Consider the following 19827-nt stretch of genomic DNA (forward strand, 5'->3'; position numbering starts at 1 on the left):
AGCGCTCGCTTTCCGGCACATGGATTCCATCGCGCGCATGGAGTGCGTGCGCATCATCATGACGCCTCGTGCCGCTCGCGCTCGGTCAGACGGCTCTCGTCTCCGCTTTCTTCCCAGTTCTCTTTCCGGGCCTCCTGCGCAGCGCTCGCCTGCAGTGCGGCATTTGCACGCCACATCGAGCTTGAGGCGATCATCAGGCCGCCCGGGCAGGCTCGCGCCGCTTCGCCAATCAGCCGGGCGCGGTAGAGAACCGTGCACTCGATAATCTGCTCCCGGCTCTCCCGCACCACCAGCTTTTCGCCGGTAATCAGGGTCAGAGTCGTATCCGGCGACGACTCGATGAATTGGATCAGGTCGCTGTTCAACGCCATGGGGACGCCGTTCAAACGGGTGAGTTCAATCAAGCGATTTCCCTCCACGGCCCGTTTATCGGCGCGGGAGAGAAAAGGTTGATGGAGGGTCGTCCGAAGGCCGCCGCGCACGCGAAATGCCAAATCCGATGGTGCGAATAAAGGCCCCTGCCCGGCCGCCGATGAACGGGGTGTGTCAAACGGTTCCCCTCGAGTGGGAACCCATCCTTCTCACCGACAGAGGAGCAAATCAAATGGCTTTGGGTGTCCTCAATAACATCTCCGCGTTATACGCGGAAAACAACCTGAACACGACGCAAGACAGTCTGCAGAATACGCTGACGCAGCTGTCGTCGGGTTCGCGCATCAACTCCGGAGCCGATGATGCCGCCGGCCTTTCGCTCGCGAACGGCCTGCAGGCAAACTCCGCTGCCCTCACCCAGTCCTCCACCAACGCCAGCGAAGGCGTGGGGCTGCTGCAGGTCGCCGACGGCGCGCTCTCCCAGGTCACCAGCCTGCTCAACCGCGCCATCACCCTGGCCACCGAGGCCTCGAACGGCACCCTCAACACCACCCAGGACAGTGCTGCCAATTCCGAATATCAATCCATCCTGGACGAGATCAGCAACATTGGCTCGACCGCGACCTACAACGGACAGAGCATCTTCGGCGGCAGCTTCAATATCTACACCGGGGATGCCACCAAGGGCGGCGGCTTCAGCGATACGCTGACTCTCGGCGCTCTCTCGAGCGCGGCGGTCGGCGACAGCACCGGTTCTGCCGGCCTCACTTACACCTCCGGCGCCGGCACCGCGACCTCCACGCTGACCTACACCCCGGTGGCTGCCGACAGCGAAGACCTGAGCACCACCAGCCTGACCTCGGCCGCCAACGCCCAGACCGCACTCAACGACGTCTACACCGCGGTGCAGGATGTGGCGGCGGAACGGGGCTACACTGGCGCCCAGATCAATACCCTGAATGCAGTTAGCGGCGTCGAGAGCACGGAGCAGGTAAACGTGGTCTCGGCCGTGAACTCCATTACCGCCACCGACTACGGACAGGCCACCTCCAACCTCTCCAAGTACGAAATCCTGGAGCAGACCGGCATCAGCGCTCTGGCCCAGGCCAACAGCACCGAACAGCTGGTCACCAAGCTGCTGCAGTAGTTTGTTTTTCCTGCAAAGAAGGAGGGAGCCGAAGGCTCCCCCTTCAAATTGCTGGAAAAATCGGCGATTCTTTTTGGGGGATTTCCGGTCGATGAAAACCCTGCGATTTGTTTTGCGGGGGAGTTGGTTTTACGGAGCGAGCGTGAGGCTTCAGCCTCACGACGACGCAGAGGAAGTTTTGCAGGCCTGAGCCCAGGGATTGTGCATCTTGTGCCCATTTCATTGGAGACATCTAATCGCTCTTTCGTTCGTGCGGCGGAGAGCGTGCTACCCCGGAGAGCAGAAAATTCACGCGCCTCAAGCTTCGGCCCGCGTCCGTCGATAGGAACAACTATGAGCACCGTAGGCATCTCGTTTGGTTCACCCACTAGCGGTCAGGGATTCGATGTCAGCAGCACGGTCAGCCAGATCGTCGCCAACCTGCAGGCCGTGGAGACTCCGTGGAACACGCAGCTCAGCGCGCTGCAGTCGCAGGACACGGCATTGAGCTCGATCGGCACGGATCTCAGCTCTCTCGCAAGCGCCCTCAACCCGCTCACCGATTTTGCCGGCGTCTTCTCCGAGAAGGAGGGTTCGAGCTCGGATACCTCGGTGCTGGCACTGACCTCGGCCGCATCGGACGCGGCCGCCGGGACCTACACGGTCAAGGTAGACTCTCTGGCCCAGACCTCGTCTTATGCGAGCGGCATCCTCGCAACCAATGACACCCTGGCCACCGGAAGCACCCTGTCGCTATCGGTAGGCAGCAATTCTCAAACCATCACCATCGATTCCGCGAACGACACGCTCTCCACCCTGGCCGCGGCCATCAATGCCGGCAGTTATGGGGTGACCGCTAACGTAATTACGACCTCCACCGGCCAGCAGCTCTCCCTGGTCAGCAACACCTCCGGCGCGGCAGGACAGATCACCGTAGGCGGCAGCCTCATCGACGGGACCACCGGGCAGGCCGTCACCTTCACCCAGGGACAGCCCGGGCAGGATGCCTCGCTCACCGTCGATGGCGTCGCGATCGGCAGCGCCTCCAACACCATCACCGGCGCCATTCCCGGCGTGACCTTTCAACTGGTGAGCGCCGCACCCGGCTCCGCCGTTCAGGTGGAGATCACCAACAACAACAGCGATATCGAATCCGCGCTCACCAGCTTCGTCTCCTCCTACAACACCGTCATCGGCGATCTCAATACGCAGGAGAGCAACGACGCGTCGGGCAACGCCGAGCCGCTCTATGGCGATCCCACCGTCGCGACGCTGCAGCAGGATCTGCAGTCGGCGCTCAACTTCACCCAGGCCGCCAACGCCGTCGGCACCACCTCGTCTATCGAGTCCTCGGACACCCTTTCGGGAAGCCTCTCGATCTCTGTCGGGAGCGGCGCCGCGACTACCATCGCCGTGCCCGCCAACGGCACGCTGGCCTCGCTGGCCGATGCCATCAACGCCGCCAATCTCGGCGTGACCGCCAGCGTACAGACGGCAGGGAACTCGGCGACCCTGAGCGTAGTCAACTCGACCGCCGGCTCCTCCGGCGCCATCACCATCAACTCCGGCAGCCTGACCGACAGCACCACCGGAAGCGCGGTCACCTTCGCGCCCTCGCAATCCAATGCCATCACCAGCCTCACCCAGCTGGGCGTTTCCATGAACAACGACGGCACGCTGAGCCTCAATACCGACACCCTGGACTCGGTTCTCGACTCGAACTACCAGGATGTCGTGAACTTTCTCGAGCCCAGCGCGAGTTTCACCTCCTTTGGCAGCAACCTGACCAACATCCTCAACAATCTTGGCAATAGCACCTCGAGCGGGGTCGTGGTTCTGGCGCTCTCCAGCAACTCGAGCAGCGAATCGCAGCTCAACACCAACCTCAGCAACGAGAACGCCTATATCAGCTCCCAGCAATCTCAGCTGACGACCGAGTTGAACGAGGCAAACTACACCCTGCAGGCGATTCCGGAGCAGCTCGACGAGGTGAACGAGCTTTACAGCGCCATTACCGGATTCAACGAGAACTCCAGCAACTAACTCGCAAAATTTGAGAGACAAGGAATCTGGCGCAACCCCGCCACGCACCGCAGGACAAGCAGAAGATTATGAGCTATCAGCAGCAGACAGTGGCCGGGATGAACGGAGTCGAGCTGATCGTGGCTCTCTACGATGGCATGGTGCGCTTTCTCTACCGCGCCATCCAGGCCGTCGAGAACAACGACATTGCCGAGCGCCGCATCGCCATCAAGCGCACCCTCGACATCCTCATGCACCTGCAGTCGCGTCTCCGCATGGACATCGGGGGCTCGTCGGCGCGCGCCCTCTCCGAGTTCTACGCCGCCATCTTCGCCCTCTGCATCGAGGGATCGCGGCTGGCCTCCGCCGACCGTCTGCGCGAGGCCATCGCCTGCATTCGCGATGTCCGCGAGGCCTGGCAGGTGGCGGCACGCGACCCCGAAGTGATCCGCAAGCTCCAGGAGGAGCAGCTTCGCAACAGCATGCCTAACCTCACGCCAAGCCCCGCCGCCCCCGTCCCCCAAACCTCCTCCACCAACTGGTCAGCCTGACCGGCGGATTCTCAAGCAAACGGTGTGCCCCATGGTCTCGCTTTTGAGACCTGGGAGACCACCGGAGCTGCGCCGCAACATCGTTTTCCCGCCATGAAAACCATCGCGCAGGTTTGCCTCATTCCCCTTGCCAAGCGCACAAAATCGGGCCATGCTTATCTACCAAGCGGAGGCCCTATGCGAGGCTTCACTTTCCTGCAAGGTTTTCGATCTGGCGGTTTTCGATCCTGCGGTTTCCGATCCGGCCCAGCGTCCTCCACGCTGCTGCGCAGCGCTGTCGCTTTTCTGCTGGCCGCGCCGTTTTCACTCGCATCCCAGGCTCAGGTCTTCACCGTCACGCCCGAAGGCATCGACGGGAAATATCTCGACTTTCATCCCACCGACATTCCTCTGCCTGAAGCGCCCCTCACCAACCATAATCGCGAAGACCTGCTGCGCTTTCTGCAGGCCGAGCAGGGCTTTGCCATGCGGCCTCTGCCCATCGGCGTCCTTACCCTGCACGCCAACGGCGCGATGCAGCCCTCGGGGAGCGACTACGCCAACGCCATCCGCAATCGCGGCCTGTCGGTCAAGGCGGGCGAGCGTGTGACCGTCACCGATATCCGCATTGAAAAGGACCGCCTGCAGCTCGATTTCAATGGCGGCCCTGAGCATAAGCACAAGTTCCTCCGCCATGTTTCTGTGGGCATGGATCCCAACGCCACCACGCCGGTGGTGCACGACGATCCGCAGGCGCCCAGCGGCTCGCGCATCGTGCTCATCTTTCCGCATGCCATGCCCGACGTGACCGGATTGCAGGTCGAAGCGCTGGTCAAGCCCATTGTCGATTTCTCCGTGAAGTCGCCGCAGCAGGCCTTCACCGACACGCTCCCGCCGGCGCTGCGCAAGACCATCCTCGAGCATCACGTCCTGGTCGGCATGAACGAGCAGATGGTGGTCAGCGCCCTGGGCTCTCCGAAGAACAAGGTTCGCGAGAATGACGGCCAGACGCCCTTCGAGGAGTGGATCTACGGCGATCCGCCGCAGCCGGTGCAGTTCGTCCGCTTCAACGGCAATCGCGTCATCCGCGTGGAGATCGCCAACGTTGGCGAATCCCCGGTCATCCGCACCCAGAATGAGATGGGCGATTACTGGAGCACCGCGCCCGGCGACAACACCCGCATCGTCAAGCTCGGCGACCAGAACCCCGCCGATACCCAGGCTCAGAACGCCCCCCACGCGCCTCCCACACTGCGCAATCCCGGCGAGAAGCTGCCTGGCGACGACGACAAGGACAAGCCGGTGATGAAGCCGGTGCAGTTCCCGAAGGATTCGCAGGATGGCCAGAAGACAGCAGGCTCCGGACAGAACCCGAATCCGAATCCGGCAACCATCCCGGCCAGCAGCTCGGCGACCCCGCAGCCGGCGTCAGCTCCGGCCCCGACGCCGTCGCTCCATCCCACCATGCCCTCACCCGACGAGCAGCTGCGGCCTACGAGCTAATGCTGACGAGTTATCGCTTCGTCGCGTGAATTCGTCATCCCGACCGGAGCGAAGTGGAGGGAGCTACAGTTTGCCGGCGCCGCAACCAGCTTTGTCGGAAGAAATCGGGTGCCCGTCATCTCTGAGAAGCAAACGCCGAAAAGCAAAGCCGCTTTAAAAGGGGAGCGGCAGACGCGCAGACCGGAAACCGCATGGGGAACGGGGCTTGGACCGGATGGCGCCTGCATCGCTCGTGGTTCAGCCTAGGACAGGGAAGAGGCCAATACAAGCGACAACGTCGCCTGAAAATCGCGCCGGTCCAAATTGGGAATCAGCCCTAATCAAGCTCTTATTTGGGAGCGATCAGATTTTCCGACCAGCTGATTTTCCCCGCTGCATCGAGTGCGATGGTAAGGCCGCCCTGCTGGCCTTGATCGAGCGTCGGGCCGGTCGCCGTATGTGTCTTTCCATCGGAGCCGGTGTAGCTGAGCGTCACCGGACCCGAGCCCTGAATCTTGAAGCGATAGTGATAGACCGTGTGCGCGGCCAGCGACTGCGTCCCGAAGCTGGCGCTGGGATAGTCGACCTCGATCAGCCGTACCGGCGCATCGCTATCGTTGCGAATCGTCGCCTCAACGAACGCGGATTTGCAAGCAGTGAGGGCAAAGCAAAGCAGCCCACACCCCGTCAAAGACAGAAGCAAAGCGGGAAAGATGCGTTGACGAATTGGAAGAGCACAGCCGGCGGCCTTCATCTCTCTTGATAATGACAGATTCCGAGCGCCGTCGATGCTGCTCTTAGAAGGCGAAGCTCCCACGGAGCTCCGCTACACCACTGACTTGCGCTCCAGGGTCCGCGCCGTCAGCACCACGCCGGTATCGCGGGTGTGCAGGGTAATAGGGAAGGCGAGCACATTCCACACCCACTCCTCGCCTCGGCGGGGAAGGTTGAGCAGTCCGCGATAGGTGCGGTCGATATACGTCTCGCGGTCGCGCGCCACGGTGCGCAGAATCTCGCGCCAGTCGGCGGCCAGCTCCGGCATCTCGACGAACATGTTCCGCCCCGGAAACCAGTCTCGCGGGCGCTCCAGCAGCCGCGCGCAGCTCTCATTCACGTACACCCAATTGCCCGCCCCGTCCAGGATCTCGAGCACCACATCGTCGCCCATCGCCATGCTGATGCGAGAGTAAAAAAAGTCGCGCGCATCGACCACCACCGGCTTGCCGCGCAGCTTCGCTTCGAAGGAGCGCAGCGCCGTCACCAGGTCGTCGATGGAACTGTAGCCTTTCAGCAGGTGCATATCCTCGACCCCGCCGAAGCGGCGCTCGAGCGTCGCGGACAGAATAATGATCGGCACCTCGGGCCGCTGCTGCCGCAACGCCGCCGCGACGTCCGTGCCGAACTGCCCCGCGCCCAGATGATAGTCGAGCACCGCAATGTCGATCTCCGCCAGCAGCACTATCGCTTCTTCAACGGTGGACGCGGTTTCGGTCAGATAGCCGTGTTTGCGCAGGATGGTCGAACGCAGCAACAGATTTTCGGGGTGGTCATCCAGCAACAGTACGCGAATGGGTTCGGCAAGAGCCTGTGCAGAGTCCTGCCCAGGTCCCGATTTAACGCCGCTTTCATTGTCGTTTGGCATTGAAATGGTTTAGATGCACGAAATCTTGGAATGGCCGCAAGGCTCGACAGGACTAGCGTATACGCGCGTATCCATAAATGGGTTTCGTCACTTTCGCCGTATCTTCCCGAGAACTCCGTCGCGTCGAGTAAATGCCCACGCCGTCGCTTCAAGAAAAAACGAATGCAATCGCCGGCTTTCTGAATGTACCGTCATTTTGACGCCCAAAGGGAGGAAGAATCCCGACGATGGATGATCAATTAGCCCCGCTGCGATCCTCACTGAGTCCGGCATGGCACCCACATGACAGCAGCGTTATTCTTGCTCTAATCCTTTTTTGGCCTTCTCCCGGTGCCGGAGCTCTTTCACAATATCGGGAAGGCGATTGAAGAGCGCCGTGGCCTTCAGCCACTGCCGGTTATCGAAGGCCGGCGATCCGCTGATCACTTTGCCCGCCGGGATATCGTGGGAAACCCCGGCCTGCGCTGTCATAATGACCCCGTCGCCCAGCTTGCAGTGTCCGGCCACGCCGGCCTGTCCGGCCAGAATCGCATTCTTGCCGATCTCCGACGATCCGGCCAGGCCCACCTGGGCGCACAGCAGCGTATTTTCTCCCACCTTCGAGCCGTGACCCACCTGCACCAGGCTATCGATCTTCACCCCTGAGGAGATACGCGTCTCACCCACGCTGGCCCGGTCGATGCATGAGTTCGCCTGCACCTCGATCCAATCCTCGAGCACCGCCGGCCCGGCCTGCGCGATCTTGTGCCAGACGCCCTTGTCGTCCTTCGCGAATCCGAATCCATCGCAGCCCACCACCACGCCGTTCTGCAGGACCACATGATTGCCGATCCGGCAGTTCTCCCGCACAACGGAGTGAGCATGGGCAAAGAAGTGGTCGCCGATCGTCGCGTTCGCATAGATCACCGAGTGGGCCAGCAGCGTGGCGTGATCGCCGATGACGGCATCCCGATCGATCACTACGTACGCCGCGATGTGGGCAAATCTCCCGATGGTTGCCGAGGGGTGAATCGCCGCTGTGGGATGAATCCCCACCGGATACTTAGGCTCGCGATAAAAAAGCTGAATGACCTTGGCCCACGCCAGGTAGGGATTCGCAACCCGCAGCGTAGCTGCCGCGACCTCCGGAAAATCCGGAGCCACCAGCACCGCCGTCGCTTTCGTCGTGCGCGCCAAAGCCGAATACCGCGGATTGGCCACAAAAGTTATTTCGCCGTCACCGGCCTCTTCAATACCGGCCACACCAGTGATTTCAAGGTCGCCGTCTCCGTGTAATTCCGCGCCTACTGCCAGTGCTAAAGCCGCTAACTTCATGCAGGTGATTGTACTAGGACGAGCGCTCCCAAAATCGCCCTCGCTGCCACAGTTGAGGGCGTCGATCTCACGTTTTCACGCGATGGTCGAAGCCGAACAGCGGATCACGGGAATATCCGTGGCGTCGACGCGTTTTATCTCTTTACAAGATTCTTTCTCGGCCCCCTTGGGTCGACGATGGAGGAGTTTAAATGAAGGTTTTACTTGCATCCATTCCCGCCACCGGACATTTCAATCCGCTCCTGGTGGTTGCAAATATTCTGAAGAAAGCGGGACATGAAACAGCTTTCTATACCAGCACAATGTTTCGCGACAAAGTCGAAGCCGCTGGATCGCGTTTCTTTCCCATGCCGCATGAAGCCGATCAGGGCGTGCAGGATACCATCGCCGGCTTTTTGAAACGGAATATCTACGCCCCCGGCCTCGAAGAACAGTCCAATGGCTTCCGGGGGGGGTTCGTCGATCCTATGCTCGCGCAGTTTCGCGGGCTGCAGGAACTTCTGCAGGAGTTTCCGGCAGATCTGATCGTGCACGAGACATGTTTTACCGGCGTATTTCCATTTCTGCTCGGACCCCGCTCCGCGCGTCCGGTGATCGCTTTTCTGGGGGTTTTGCCGTTGCCCCTCAATCGCGCGGATGGTGCACCGTGGGGCCCCGGACTGATTCCGACGAACGATCCGGAAAAATTGAAAGAGTATGCCGAAATCGCGCGAGAGTTCAGGGAGAAGAAAGATCTTCCTCTGAAGGAGGCGGCCGACCGCCTGCTGGCTGAGCTCGGTCTTCCGGCTTTGCCCGGAAGGATATTCGAATCTGCGGCCTTGCTCTCTGACATCGTTCTTCAGCCGTGTGTGCCGAGCTTCGAGTTTCCCCTGCGTGAGCCCGCGAAGAAGGTTCACTACATCGGCGCTTTGCTGCCTCAAGGAGCAGGAGATGTGCCTTCCGGCTTAAAAGATGCCAGGAAGGCAGGGAAGAAGATCGTTCTGGTCAGCCAGGGAACTGTTGCCAACAATGATCTGGGGAAACTCTTGGCGCCGGCCATCCGGGGACTCGGCGACCGCGAGGACTTTCTGGTCCTGGCGACGACCGGAGGAAAACCAATCGAAAGCATCCCCTGTACGCTCACTCCGAATACGGTGGCATCGCAGTACCTTAACTTCGGGCAGATCCTGCCGGACGTCGACGTGCTGGTGGCGTTTGGCAGCTACGGAACCGTGACCCAGGCGCTCAGTTTAGGGGTGCCGATGGTCGTGGTCGGGCGGGGTGAGGACAAGCCCGAAGTAGGAGCGCGTGTGACGACGACCGGTTGCGGCATCTATCTCGCCACCGACACTCCGAGTTCAGAACAGGTCCGGGAGGCTGTCGATCAGATTTTGACCAAGCCGGAGTATCGCGTCAACGCAGACAAGCTGCGCCGCGAACTCGCGGCGCACAACCCGGAGAAGGAGCTGGCTACCTTGCTCGAGGTGCTGGTCGATGATCAACAAGTGCTCGTCGGTTGAAGCGTCGGCGAAATTGCTGGAGAGCCCATCCCCGCTCTCCAGCCCTCGGGAGTAGAGCAGATCGTTGACATCTGTGTCCTTCGTGTTTGCTGTTGATCCCCATTCCAGGCCCTGTTCCTTGGAACATCTGCCTGGGTGTTGATCCACAAATGGCCGGCTACGGATTGGAGGCCAGTTGCTTCTCCGATTCCGCGATCAGCTTGCGAAAGACCTCGACGGCTGGAACCGCAGGCGAGGCGAGCGCATCCTTCCGTGAATAGCGCCACACCGCCGGAGCATCGAGCGGATTCCAGTGGGGATCATCCTTGTTGCCTCGATAGACGACGAATGTGTCCTGTGTCGCTCCCGCTTCGATCTGCGGGTAGGGCCCGGCAGATTGGCTTCCGGTAGAGGAAGGGTCGTTGGGGATAGCGGAGGTGCCCCAATGGCCGCCCGCCCGGGTAGTGGTCTGGGTCGGGGAGGAAGTGGAGCCCCCATTGATCGGCGGATTTCCATTGACCGGCGTGCCGCCGATTGTGGGCTGAACCATCTGGCCGTTACTCTTGCGCACCATGATTACCAGGTCAGCCGTAGATCCTTCCTGCACCAGAGTGAACCGGCCCCAAGCATCGAGAGCTCTCTCCACATCCATGCGGGCGAGGCGATTGGCGTTCGGATCTGCGGCGTCTACTCCGGCAGTTGGATCGATGAGCACGAATACGGTCCTGGCCTGAAGGACATCAATCGGAAGAATGTTTTTCTTCTTATCTTTGGCGGGAGCAAGCACACAGCAAAAGATGGCCGCGGTCAGTGCGAAGAGTTTGCGGAAAGGCATTGTCATCCTCCGGAAATGCGACGAGTCTACGCCTTGCATCAGACGCTGGCGAGACCCAACGCTTTCCTCTTGACGAACGTCACAAGCTGCCGTCCCATAGGGAAACGGAGAAACTCCGCTTTCGTTGAAATCCCGCTGCCCGGAGCTCCCCCAAGGTGCCCTTTCTTCGCGATCTACGCTTCGCCGTTCGTCATGTCCTGAAGTCGCCGGGGTTCACTGCGACCGCAGTGCTCATGCTGGCGCTCGGCATCGGCGCCACCACCGCCATCTTCTCCATCGTCGAAGGCGTCCTGCTGCGGCCGCTCCCATTTCCGCATCCCGAACGGCTGGTCGTCCTCACGGACGTTCTCGAAGGCCCGGGCATCACCGGCAACGGAGAGCAGGGCGTCACCGGACCGGACATCCGCAACTACATCCGCGGCACCCACAGCTTCGACGGCCTGGGCGGCTACCAGCCTTCGGTGTATGAGCTCACCGGCATCGGCGAGCCGGCGACCGTCAACGCCGCCCGCATGTCCAACGGAGTATTTGACGCCCTCGCTGTGCAGCCCCAGTTAGGCAGATGGTTCACCGCCGCCGAAGACGAGCAGAAGCAGGCCGTCGCGGTTCTGAGCTACGCCACCTGGCACGACCGCATGAGCGCCGATCCGAACATTCTCGGCCGGAAGATCCTGCTCAACCGCCGTCCCTACGTGGTCATCGGAGTCATGCCCCGCAATTTCGAATTTCCGCTGCTACCCGGCCATCTCAGCCGCAGCGAGCTGTGGGTGCCGCTGCGCCTCTCCGATTACGAGCTGACTACCGGCGCCGGATCATGGCAGTTCTTCATGGTCGGACGCCTCAAGCCCGGCATTACCGCCTCCGCCGCAGCTGGCGATGCCGCCGTAGTCGCCGCCCAGACGGTGCGCGATCACGCTACCTTGATGGGCGCCTACAAAATGCATCCCGTGGTGCGCTCTTTACAGGATGAGACCGTGGAATCCGCCCGTCCGCTGGTCCGCACCCTCTTCGTTGCCGTTCTGGTCGTGCTTCTCATCGCCTGCGCCAATCTCACCGGACTTCTGCTGGTCCGCGCCATCCGCCGTCAGCGCGAGGTCGCCGTGCGTCTCGCTTTGGGAGCGCGTCCGGCGACACTGCTGGTCCAGGCATTGGCGGAAAGCCTGTCCCTGAGTCTGGCAGGAGGCCTGCTGGGTCTGCTCTTTGCCGCCATCGCCTTACGCATAGGCATCCGCGCCCTCCCCGAGACGCTGCCCCGCATCGCCGATATCCATCTCGATTCGCGCGTCGTTGGACTCGCCCTGGCGCTTGCTCTGCTCACCGGATTTCTGTGCGGACTTGCCCCGGCGTTTGCCGCCATCCGCACCCGCGTGAATGACGCTCTCAAGGAGGGTGGCCGTACCGGCACCAATGGCAGCAGCCACAGCCGCCTGCGCTCTGCTCTGGTGGTGGCCGAGATCGCCGTCGCCCTCGTCCTGCTCGCCGCCTCCGGCCTGCTGTTGCGCAGCTTCGCTCACATGCGCCAGGTCGAGCTCGGCTTCCATCCCGAGCACACGGTAATCGCTCAGTATGGATTGCCCGCCAAGCAGTATGTGACCCAGGCCCAGATCGACGCCTTCAATCGCGAGCTCCTGCGCCGACTGCGCGGGCTTCCGGGAGTCGAAGCTGCCGGCATGACCTCGATCCTCCCGGCATCGGGAAGCGACGCCAACTCGCCGTTTATCGCCGACGGCTACGCTCCCTCGCTCGAAGGCCATGATCTGGCCACCGCAGTGATCGTCGAAGGCGACTACTTCGCCGCTATGGGTATCCCGCTTCTCCGCGGCCGCTACCTCAATTCCGGAGACACCGCATCCTCGCAGCTCGTCGCCCTGGTCAACCACAGCCTAGCCGCGCAATCCTGGCCGGGACAGGACCCCATCGGCAAGCGCATCCGGATGGGCACCGCACAGATGACCACCCGCTGGCTGACCGTCGTCGGCGAGGTCGCCGATGTGACGGAGGGCTCGCCAGAAGCGGCGTCGAAACAGCAGTTCTATGAGGTTGTCGACCAGGTACTGCCCGCCGCCGGTTCCATGGGCTCGCCGGACGACGTCTTCGGATATGGAGGAGGCATCGCCGTGCGGGCCAGCGGCGATCCCGCCCAGATGCAGAACCTGCTCCGCGCCACCGTCCGCTCCATCGATCCGCAGCTTCCCCTGGCTCACGTCCAGACCATGAGCGAGAACGTCTCGGCGATCGAAGCGCCGCGCCGCTTCAATACTTCTGTGCTCACCGCCTTCGCCGCCGCCGCCGTGCTGCTGGCCGTCCTGGGAATCTATAGCGTCATCGCTTTTTCCGTCGCCCTCCGGGTGCAGGAGATGGCCATCCGCATGGCTTTAGGCTCGCAGCGCGGAGAAATCCTCCGCCTGGTGCTCGCCTCCGGAGCCAAGCTGGCCGCTATCGGCTGCGTCATTGGATTGATCGGATCGCTCGCCGTCTCGCGGCTCCTGCAGTCATTCCTCTTCGGAGTCAGTCCTTTTGATCCCCTGGTGCTGGCCCTCGCCGCCGGACTGCTCATGCTCCTGGTGCTGGTGGCATGCCTGCCGCCTGCCATCCGAGCAGCCTCCGTCAACCCGACGCAGGCCCTCAGAGGCGATTAGCAGGGAAGCGACGGCAGACTTCGCAAAGGATTGTCATTTCGGGCGCCGCGCGACCATTGTCATCCCCCACCCCGCCTCTAATCGGGAAACGATTGTCATCCCGACCGGAGCGAAGCGAAGTGGAGGGACCTGCAGTCTCCACGAAGCTTCGATGACTATGTGCATTTAAAGCGCTTCTATAATTGTGTTTATGGAAAGAAATTGATGTGGGGAGTGAGACTTATAGATTCATGGCGCTCATCTAAAACAACTTCTCCTGGGTCTCATCCACCACCCGAACAGCCGGCTTCGCTTTCGGAGCGCCGCCGATCAGCGCCACGACCTCCAACTCACTCAGCGCCGCAGCGGGAATCCAGAGCCGCTGGGTATTCGATCGGGTGTCAGGCGGGGTCAGAAATACTCCCTGCGACGCGACCAGGCTAAGGTCGTTCGCGGCCAGCCCCTCCATCACGTCTCCATCCGTCAACTTGGCGCGGACGAACAGCCCAGCCGTCCGCGGACGGCCGGCGAAGGTCTTGCGCAGCAGCCGTTCCGGATTCGATGGCTCGCCAGAATTGAAATCGCGGACGAAGCAGACCCACTTGACCTGCTCGAGGTCGATCGCCGTCACCTTCCCGTCCAAGTCGAGCAGCTCCACGGCCGCGCCATGGACGAAACCGTCGGAGGGGAGATACCCCGCTACCCAGTCGCGGGTGAACTTGCGGACAATGGCTTTCTTTCGGCTGGAGGACATGGGGAGAATTCATCCTGCAAAGTAAGGATTGTTGCACGGCCATGACTCAACGCCGCGAAAATTGTGCAATGCCGTAGCCAATCAAGGTACGGTGTGTTACATTGGAGTTTTGTAAACGCCCTTGAGCGCTCGTAAGCTATTGTTGATATTGATAGTTAACCAGATTTCCCGTCAAGGGTGCTAAAGAATTGCGTTGATTGTCCAGGCATGCCCGACTACGTCTATCTCTTAGAAAATCGTCTTTCGCCCGTCCAGCAGAATGCTCTGAAGCAGGTTCGCGACGTGGTTCGCGCACACGGCATCAACGTGTTTTTAACCGGGGGCGCCGTTCGCGACCTTACGACTGGTTTTCCCGTCCGCGATCTTGACTTTACGGTTCAAGGAAACGCTCTCAAGTTAAAGAAAGATCTGGAGAAAGCGGGCGCGATTCTCTGGGGCGAGCACGACCCCTCTCGCACCCTCTTTTTCTGGCTCAATGGCGTGCGCGTTGAGGTAAGCAGTGCGCGCAGCGAGCAATATCCCAAGCCGGGTAAGCCGGTCTACGAGTGGGCGCCTATCCTAGAGGATCTCCGCCGCCGCGACTTCACCGCCAACGCCATGGCGATTTCGCTGAACGAGGGCTCGTATGGCCTTTTGCTCGATCCGCTGAATGGCATCGCCGACCTCGAATCCCGCACCTTGCGCCTGGTAAGTCCTTATGGATTCATCGAGGATCCCTCCCGCCTGCTGCGCGCGACCCGTCTGATCGCGCGTACCAATTGGGAACTCGACGAGCGCAGCAAGACCCGTTACGAGAATGCCAAAGAGGAAAATTCGATCGAAGCCATCTCGCCCTATCTCAAGGGCTACGAGCTGGAAGAGATCGGGCATGAAGAAGACGCGCTCAAGGCACTGAAGGCACTGGAGAACGAAGGCTGGATGAAGCACATCGACCCGGCCTGGACCAGCGCCCGGGCCGACCTGCAGGGTCTCGAAGCGCTGCACGCCGTCTTGCTCCAGTTCCTCATTCAGGGCATTCATCCCGACCTGTCGGCCGCGCAAATGGAGCTCCTGACCGCGAAGATGCCGCCCAAGGAACTCGAGGCTCTCAAGAAGCAGTTCCCGCGCACCGGCTTCGTCGCGCAATGGGAAGCTCTCGACGAGGCAGCCAAGGAGTTCCAGAAGGAGCTGCTGGACAAGAAGAACGCCGCGCCCTCCGCAGCCTGGAAGCTGATCACCAGCTATGCGCCGGAAGCCGTGCTGTGGCTGGCCTACACCTCCAAGAACGCTGCCGTGCAGACCCGGTTCAAGAACTTCTTCACCGTGTGGCCGGAGGCGCGCCAGAAGATTCCCAGCACCTTGATGCTGGAGATGCGCATCACCCCTGACCTGCCCGGTTACAGCGAGCTGGTACAGGAGATTTTCTTCCAGCTGATGGACGGCAAGCTCTCCACCGACGAAGAGATGCGCGCCTTCCTCGAGCCGCATTCGCCGCCCGCTCCACCGCCGCCGGTCAGCATTCGCCGCACCCGCACCAAGAAGTCGGACATCCGAGTCAAGGATGAGGATGACGAGGACGACGACGCGTCCCCATCGCCCGGCGATGACGACAACGACGACGGCGATGATGATAACGATGACGATGAGGACGACTCCGACGCCGAGGAAGACGACGAGGATCTGCACATCGCCAAGCCGGTAAAGGCGAAGCCCGCTTCGACCAAGGCTGCCCCCGTAAAAGCGGCGCCGGTAAAGGCCATCGCCGCGAGCGCTGCGGAAGGCCATCCCCAAAACCATTCCAAGGCTGCAGCCCCGAAGTCAGAGCTCGAATCCAAGGCGCATCCAGCCAAAGCTGCAGCAGTGAAATCTGCTCCGGCTAAGTCAGCACCTGCCCAAGTCGAACAGGCTAAGCACGCCGTCGTGAAGCCTGCGCCGGCGGGAAAGACCGTTGCTCCAGCCAAGAGCGCAGCGCCTCCGCCGAAGAAAGCTCCGGCGAAGGCCGTGCCGCACAAGCCGGCGGTCGCCGCTAAGAAAGGCGCTCCGGCCAAAAAGGCTGTCGTCAAGCCGGTTGCGCATCCAGCGAAGAAAGCCGCGAAGCCAGCCAGCAAGCCGGCTCCTCATGCAGCAAAAAAACTGGTGAAGAAGCCCGCGCCGAAACCAGCCAAGAAGCCCGTTCACAAACCTGCGCACAAAAAGCACTGAGCCAGACCGCTGCTCGTTCAGCAGCCAGTGCTTTCCCACCCCAACGGGACAACGTGCAAACCGCTGTCGTGTCGCTCCGGCGTGTTCAATAGCACGAGTGTTAGAGATAAATCTCAGAACAAGGCTTCCGTAAGCTCATTCATGCTGTGCGCAATCTGATGAAGCCGTCCGGCAATCCCTTCCGCCTTCTCTTCTTCGTTGAGATATCCGATCGAGGTAATACCTTGCTGCAGATTCTGCCACGCAGCCTGGACCTTTCCAACGTACATCTCGAGGCCCTGATGTATCTTGGTTACGTTTTGTACTCCCAGCGCTCCCGCCGATGCATTCAAGGCGCCGAGTGCGGGATGTAGGTTTTCGAGGTCATTATAGTAAAGCTTTGCATCTTTGAGCGTGTAATAGGTCGCAGGATCGAAGGCTTTGCCTTGCGCGTGGAGCTGGGCATTGTGCTCGGCCATGACCTTGGAAATTGTGTCCCAGCTTACTCTGTGATCTAACTGAACGCCTTCCGGATTAACCTGCTGTCCGCTCGCACTATCGCGGACGCTGATGACGCGATGTCCGGCAAACTGCGGATTAAACTGCGGCTGGCTCAGGATCCGATTGCGCGTATTTGTTCCAAAGCTGAAGGTCTTGCGCGGATGCGCCTTTGGTTCGAATTCCGTCCTCTCTCCCCCTCTGGGAGCGTAATCCACTACAGGAGTCGGCTTCGGTAATCCCACGTGGGTGGGAACAGCACGCTGGAGCACCCCCGACGCTGCTCTTTCTCCTGTCTGCGGCCGGTACACAGCCGGTGCATTTCCTCCGCTCACCGCGTTTTTTGTCTGTGCCGCAGCCGGCGCGAACGGCCGATAGACCGGCGGGGCCGCCGCCGCCGGAGTAACGAGTGGCCGGATAGGCTTCAGCGGAGATGCAGCGAGCTTGGTTTGTGCGGGGCCTTGAGGCCGGTACACCGGAGGAGCGGCGAGCTTAGCTTGCACCGGCGCCAAAGGCCGGTAAGCAACCGGAGAAGACGGTCGAGGAATCGTCGAAGATCCAGAATGATAGACGGTTGATCCGGCCATGTATGCCCTCTGCTAACCGATAGAATTGAACTTATACCGCCACTTAGTATAAACCGCTAAGGTTGGAAGGGTAAGTATCGCCCAGGCAACAACCGGCCGTGCGGCGGTAGTTAGTTCGCCTCACAGCCGGCTGCGCTTCGTGGTTCGAAGATATCCGGCGACCTAAGTCTACGAATTGGTGTTCCAGATATCGGAGCGCCACTTCCACTTGCCGCCTTCCTGTTTCCAGTGAACCAGGTACTTGCCGGAGATGACCTGGCCGCCTTTAAGGGTAAGCTCTGCCTCGCCGATTTCCACAACATCGTCGCCGCAAAGTTGAGCGTCAACGGTGGTCAGCGTGGCAGAGGCCAGGCCCATTCCGGCGATGGCGGCGCGCCAGAACTCTTTGATTGCGGCACGTCCCTCGACGGTGGGAGCGCCCGGCGGCAGCACCCGGGCGTCCATGGTATATACATCGTCGATGGCGTCGAAATTGCCGTTCTCGACGACGGCTGTGCTGAAGCGTTGGTTGGTTTGAGACATGCTGGCGCGGATAGACTCGGGAAGACTCATAGACTCTCCTTCATTGGTTGCAACTGTGGCCCTGCTGGCTTGCGACCCTGGTGGATATGGACGCTTCCGTACCGGGCACCGCTTCGGCCGCGCCTGGGCGTCCATGTTCTGTTGCCTAGATAACCCTTCAGTCCGAATTCTGTTCCATAATTTATCTGTTCGACAGCCAATAGGGCATTGCCTTAGAAAGTCTCTGCGACAGACGCTCTCTGTAGTATGGTCGGAACCATCCACTGGAACCAGCCGCCTACGGGAGCGACCACGCATGTCTCGAAGCAGCCTTCGTGTCTCCGCCATCCTCTGTCTTGGCTTCGTCGCCGCCGCAGTTTTCGCGCAATCCCCAGCGACCCATCCCGATCATCGCCTCGACCGCTCTTACCGCTTCGATCGCGGCGGCTGGATCTACGTCCATCTGCAGGGCTCTCCAGCCGACATCGGCTATCAACACGGCTATCTCCTGGCTGCTGAGATCGAGGACAACTACAAAGTGCTGAAGCTCGAGGCCGAGCACTCCACGAAGCGCGATTGGGCTTTCTTCCGTGATGCCTCGCGCACCATGCTCTGGCCGCACATCGATTCCGAGTATCAAGAGGAGCTGAAGGGAATCGCGCAGGGAGTCGCGGCCAAGGGAGTCAATCTCGATCTGTGGGACATCGTCGCCATGAACGCCCAGATCGAGCTGACCGAATACTACGTCCCGTGGCTGGACAAAAACGAACACGCCAACGGAACCCATCCCGCCAATGTTCCCGACCTCACCGGGCATGAGCCCAAGGCTCCCGGCAACTGCAGCGCCTTCATTGCCACGGGCAGCTATACCAAGGGCGGCAAGATCGTCATCGCGCACAACAACTGGTCGTCTTATGCCGATGGCTCCCGCTGGGTCATGGTCTTCGACATCCAGCCCGACCACGGCCATCGCATCCTCATGGATGGCTCGCCGGCGCTCATCACCAGCGAAGACGACTTCGGCATCAACGATGCTGGCATCATGATCGCCGAGACCACCATCAGCCAGTTCGTCGGCTGGGACCCGAAAGGGAAGCCGGAGTTCGCCCGCTCGCGCAAGGCGCTGCAGTACGCCGACTCCATCGACAACTATGCCGCCACCATGATCGAGGCCAACAATGGAGGCTACGCCAACGACTGGCTCATCGGCGACCGCAAGACCGGCGAGATCGCTTACCTCGAACTCGGCCTCAAGCATTCGCCCATGTGGCGCAAGAAGGACGGCTACTTCGTCAGCTCCAACTTTGCCCGCGACCCCGGCCTCATCAAGGATGAGACCGAGAGCTTCGACATTCACGATCTTGGCTCCTCACCCAATGCCCGCCGCGTGCGCTGGGAGCAGCTCATGCGAGAGAGCAAGGGCAAGATCGACGTGCCTATGGCCGAGCAATTTCTAGCCGACCACGAGGACAGCTTCCTAAAAGAAAAGAAGGCCGATCAGCGCTCCCTCTGCGGCCACGCCGATGTTGCCCGGGAAGGCATTCCCGTCTTCGACTGGCCACCGTTTTATCCCGGCGGAGCCGTGCAGGGCAAAGCCACCGACAGCGATATGGCGGAGAAAATGAGCTTCGCCGGCCGCGCCGGTCATCCCTGCGGCGAAGATTTTCTAGCCAAACCCTTTCTGGAGGCGCATCCTGAATATTCCTGGCAGGAGCCCATCCTACGCGACATGAAAGCCGGGCCCTGGACCACCTTCACCAGCAACGACGCCAAGTAAGGCAGAACGCGGAGTGGTTTCAGGAGGGAGGTGCGGACTTGAGCCCCAGAGGAAAGGAATATGCTCCGCAAAAAGCGTGTTTGAAAGAAGAACAAGCCGGAAACCGCGAATAGTCTCCACCACACACATTA

At 61.0% G+C, this 19827-nt stretch carries 16 protein-coding genes; 8 read left to right on the forward strand and 8 right to left on the reverse strand.

Features of this window, described 5'->3' with window-relative positions; all coding sequences use genetic code 11:
- Nucleotides 1-56 precede the first annotated feature (56 nt).
- Nucleotides 57-404, reverse strand: coding sequence for a flagellar FlbD family protein (locus tag XX99_RS16025; protein ID WP_050060411.1), 348 nt, complete (start codon nt 402-404; stop codon nt 57-59).
- Nucleotides 405-604: 200 nt separating this feature from the next.
- Here XX99_RS16025 and XX99_RS16030 point away from each other — a divergent pair, with 200 nt between their 5' ends.
- From XX99_RS16030 to XX99_RS16045, 4 genes are all read left to right on the forward strand, one after another.
- Nucleotides 605-1519 (forward strand): flagellin N-terminal helical domain-containing protein, encoded by a 915-nt coding sequence (locus tag XX99_RS16030; protein WP_050060412.1) that lies wholly within the window; start codon nt 605-607, stop codon nt 1517-1519.
- Between the two features lie 333 nt (nt 1520-1852).
- Entirely contained in the window at nt 1853-3541 is a 1689-nt protein-coding gene (gene fliD / locus XX99_RS16035; protein ID WP_050060413.1) for a flagellar filament capping protein FliD, read from the forward strand.
- 68 nt (nt 3542-3609) lie between these two features.
- Complete coding sequence (locus XX99_RS16040; protein ID WP_050060414.1) at nt 3610-4071, forward strand: flagellar export chaperone FliS; 462 nt, start codon at nt 3610-3612, stop codon at nt 4069-4071.
- Between the two features lie 177 nt (nt 4072-4248).
- Nucleotides 4249-5553 (forward strand): hypothetical protein, encoded by a 1305-nt coding sequence (locus tag XX99_RS16045; protein ID WP_156186025.1) that lies wholly within the window; start codon nt 4249-4251, stop codon nt 5551-5553.
- 328 nt (nt 5554-5881) lie between these two features.
- On the opposite strand, the gene XX99_RS16050 is transcribed toward XX99_RS16045, so the two are convergent.
- The 3 genes from XX99_RS16050 to lpxD form a co-directional block, all read right to left on the reverse strand.
- Complete coding sequence (locus XX99_RS16050; protein ID WP_050060416.1) at nt 5882-6286, reverse strand: hypothetical protein; 405 nt, start codon at nt 6284-6286, stop codon at nt 5882-5884.
- Nucleotides 6287-6358: 72 nt separating this feature from the next.
- A complete protein-coding gene (locus tag XX99_RS16055) occupies nt 6359-7174 on the reverse strand; it encodes a response regulator (protein ID WP_050060417.1) in 816 nt (271 codons plus the stop codon).
- A gap of 294 nt (nt 7175-7468) precedes the next feature.
- Nucleotides 7469-8488: a UDP-3-O-(3-hydroxymyristoyl)glucosamine N-acyltransferase gene (gene lpxD / locus XX99_RS16060; RefSeq protein ID WP_050060418.1), complete on the reverse strand. Its 1020-nt coding sequence runs from the start codon at nt 8486-8488 to the stop codon at nt 7469-7471.
- Between the two features lie 191 nt (nt 8489-8679).
- Here lpxD and XX99_RS16065 point away from each other — a divergent pair, with 191 nt between their 5' ends.
- Nucleotides 8680-9987, forward strand: coding sequence for a glycosyltransferase (locus XX99_RS16065; protein ID WP_050060419.1), 1308 nt, complete (start codon nt 8680-8682; stop codon nt 9985-9987).
- A 157-nt stretch (nt 9988-10144) separates the two neighbouring features.
- Here the strand turns inward: XX99_RS16065 and XX99_RS16070 are convergent, their stop codons facing one another.
- Entirely contained in the window at nt 10145-10801 is a 657-nt protein-coding gene (locus XX99_RS16070; protein ID WP_050060420.1) for a hypothetical protein, read from the reverse strand.
- Nucleotides 10802-10956: 155 nt separating this feature from the next.
- On the opposite strand from XX99_RS16070, the gene XX99_RS16075 reads away from it, so the two are divergent.
- Complete coding sequence (locus XX99_RS16075; protein WP_050060421.1) at nt 10957-13440, forward strand: ABC transporter permease; 2484 nt, start codon at nt 10957-10959, stop codon at nt 13438-13440.
- A gap of 241 nt (nt 13441-13681) precedes the next feature.
- Here the strand turns inward: XX99_RS16075 and XX99_RS16080 are convergent, their stop codons facing one another.
- Complete coding sequence (locus tag XX99_RS16080; RefSeq protein ID WP_156186026.1) at nt 13682-14173, reverse strand: DUF6982 domain-containing protein; 492 nt, start codon at nt 14171-14173, stop codon at nt 13682-13684.
- 207 nt (nt 14174-14380) lie between these two features.
- On the opposite strand from XX99_RS16080, the gene XX99_RS16085 reads away from it, so the two are divergent.
- On the forward strand, nt 14381-16354 hold the full coding sequence (locus XX99_RS16085; RefSeq protein WP_050060422.1) for a tRNA nucleotidyltransferase/poly(A) polymerase family protein: 1974 nt from the start codon (nt 14381-14383) through the stop codon (nt 16352-16354).
- Between the two features lie 113 nt (nt 16355-16467).
- Here the strand turns inward: XX99_RS16085 and XX99_RS16090 are convergent, their stop codons facing one another.
- Both XX99_RS16090 and XX99_RS27750 read right to left on the reverse strand, forming a co-directional pair.
- Nucleotides 16468-17418 carry a hypothetical protein gene (locus XX99_RS16090; protein WP_050060423.1) on the reverse strand — a complete coding sequence of 317 codons (951 nt, stop codon included), beginning with the start codon at nt 17416-17418 and terminating at the stop codon, nt 16468-16470.
- Nucleotides 17419-17586: 168 nt separating this feature from the next.
- Nucleotides 17587-17970: a YybH family protein gene (locus XX99_RS27750; RefSeq protein WP_050060424.1), complete on the reverse strand. Its 384-nt coding sequence runs from the start codon at nt 17968-17970 to the stop codon at nt 17587-17589.
- A gap of 265 nt (nt 17971-18235) precedes the next feature.
- Here XX99_RS27750 and XX99_RS16100 point away from each other — a divergent pair, with 265 nt between their 5' ends.
- Nucleotides 18236-19696 carry a C45 family autoproteolytic acyltransferase/hydolase gene (locus XX99_RS16100; protein ID WP_050060425.1) on the forward strand — a complete coding sequence of 487 codons (1461 nt, stop codon included), beginning with the start codon at nt 18236-18238 and terminating at the stop codon, nt 19694-19696.
- The last annotated feature ends 131 nt before the right edge of the window (nt 19697-19827 follow it).

The organism is Silvibacterium bohemicum, assembly GCF_001006305.1.
GTDB classification, from domain to species: domain Bacteria; phylum Acidobacteriota; class Terriglobia; order Terriglobales; family Acidobacteriaceae; genus Silvibacterium; species Silvibacterium bohemicum.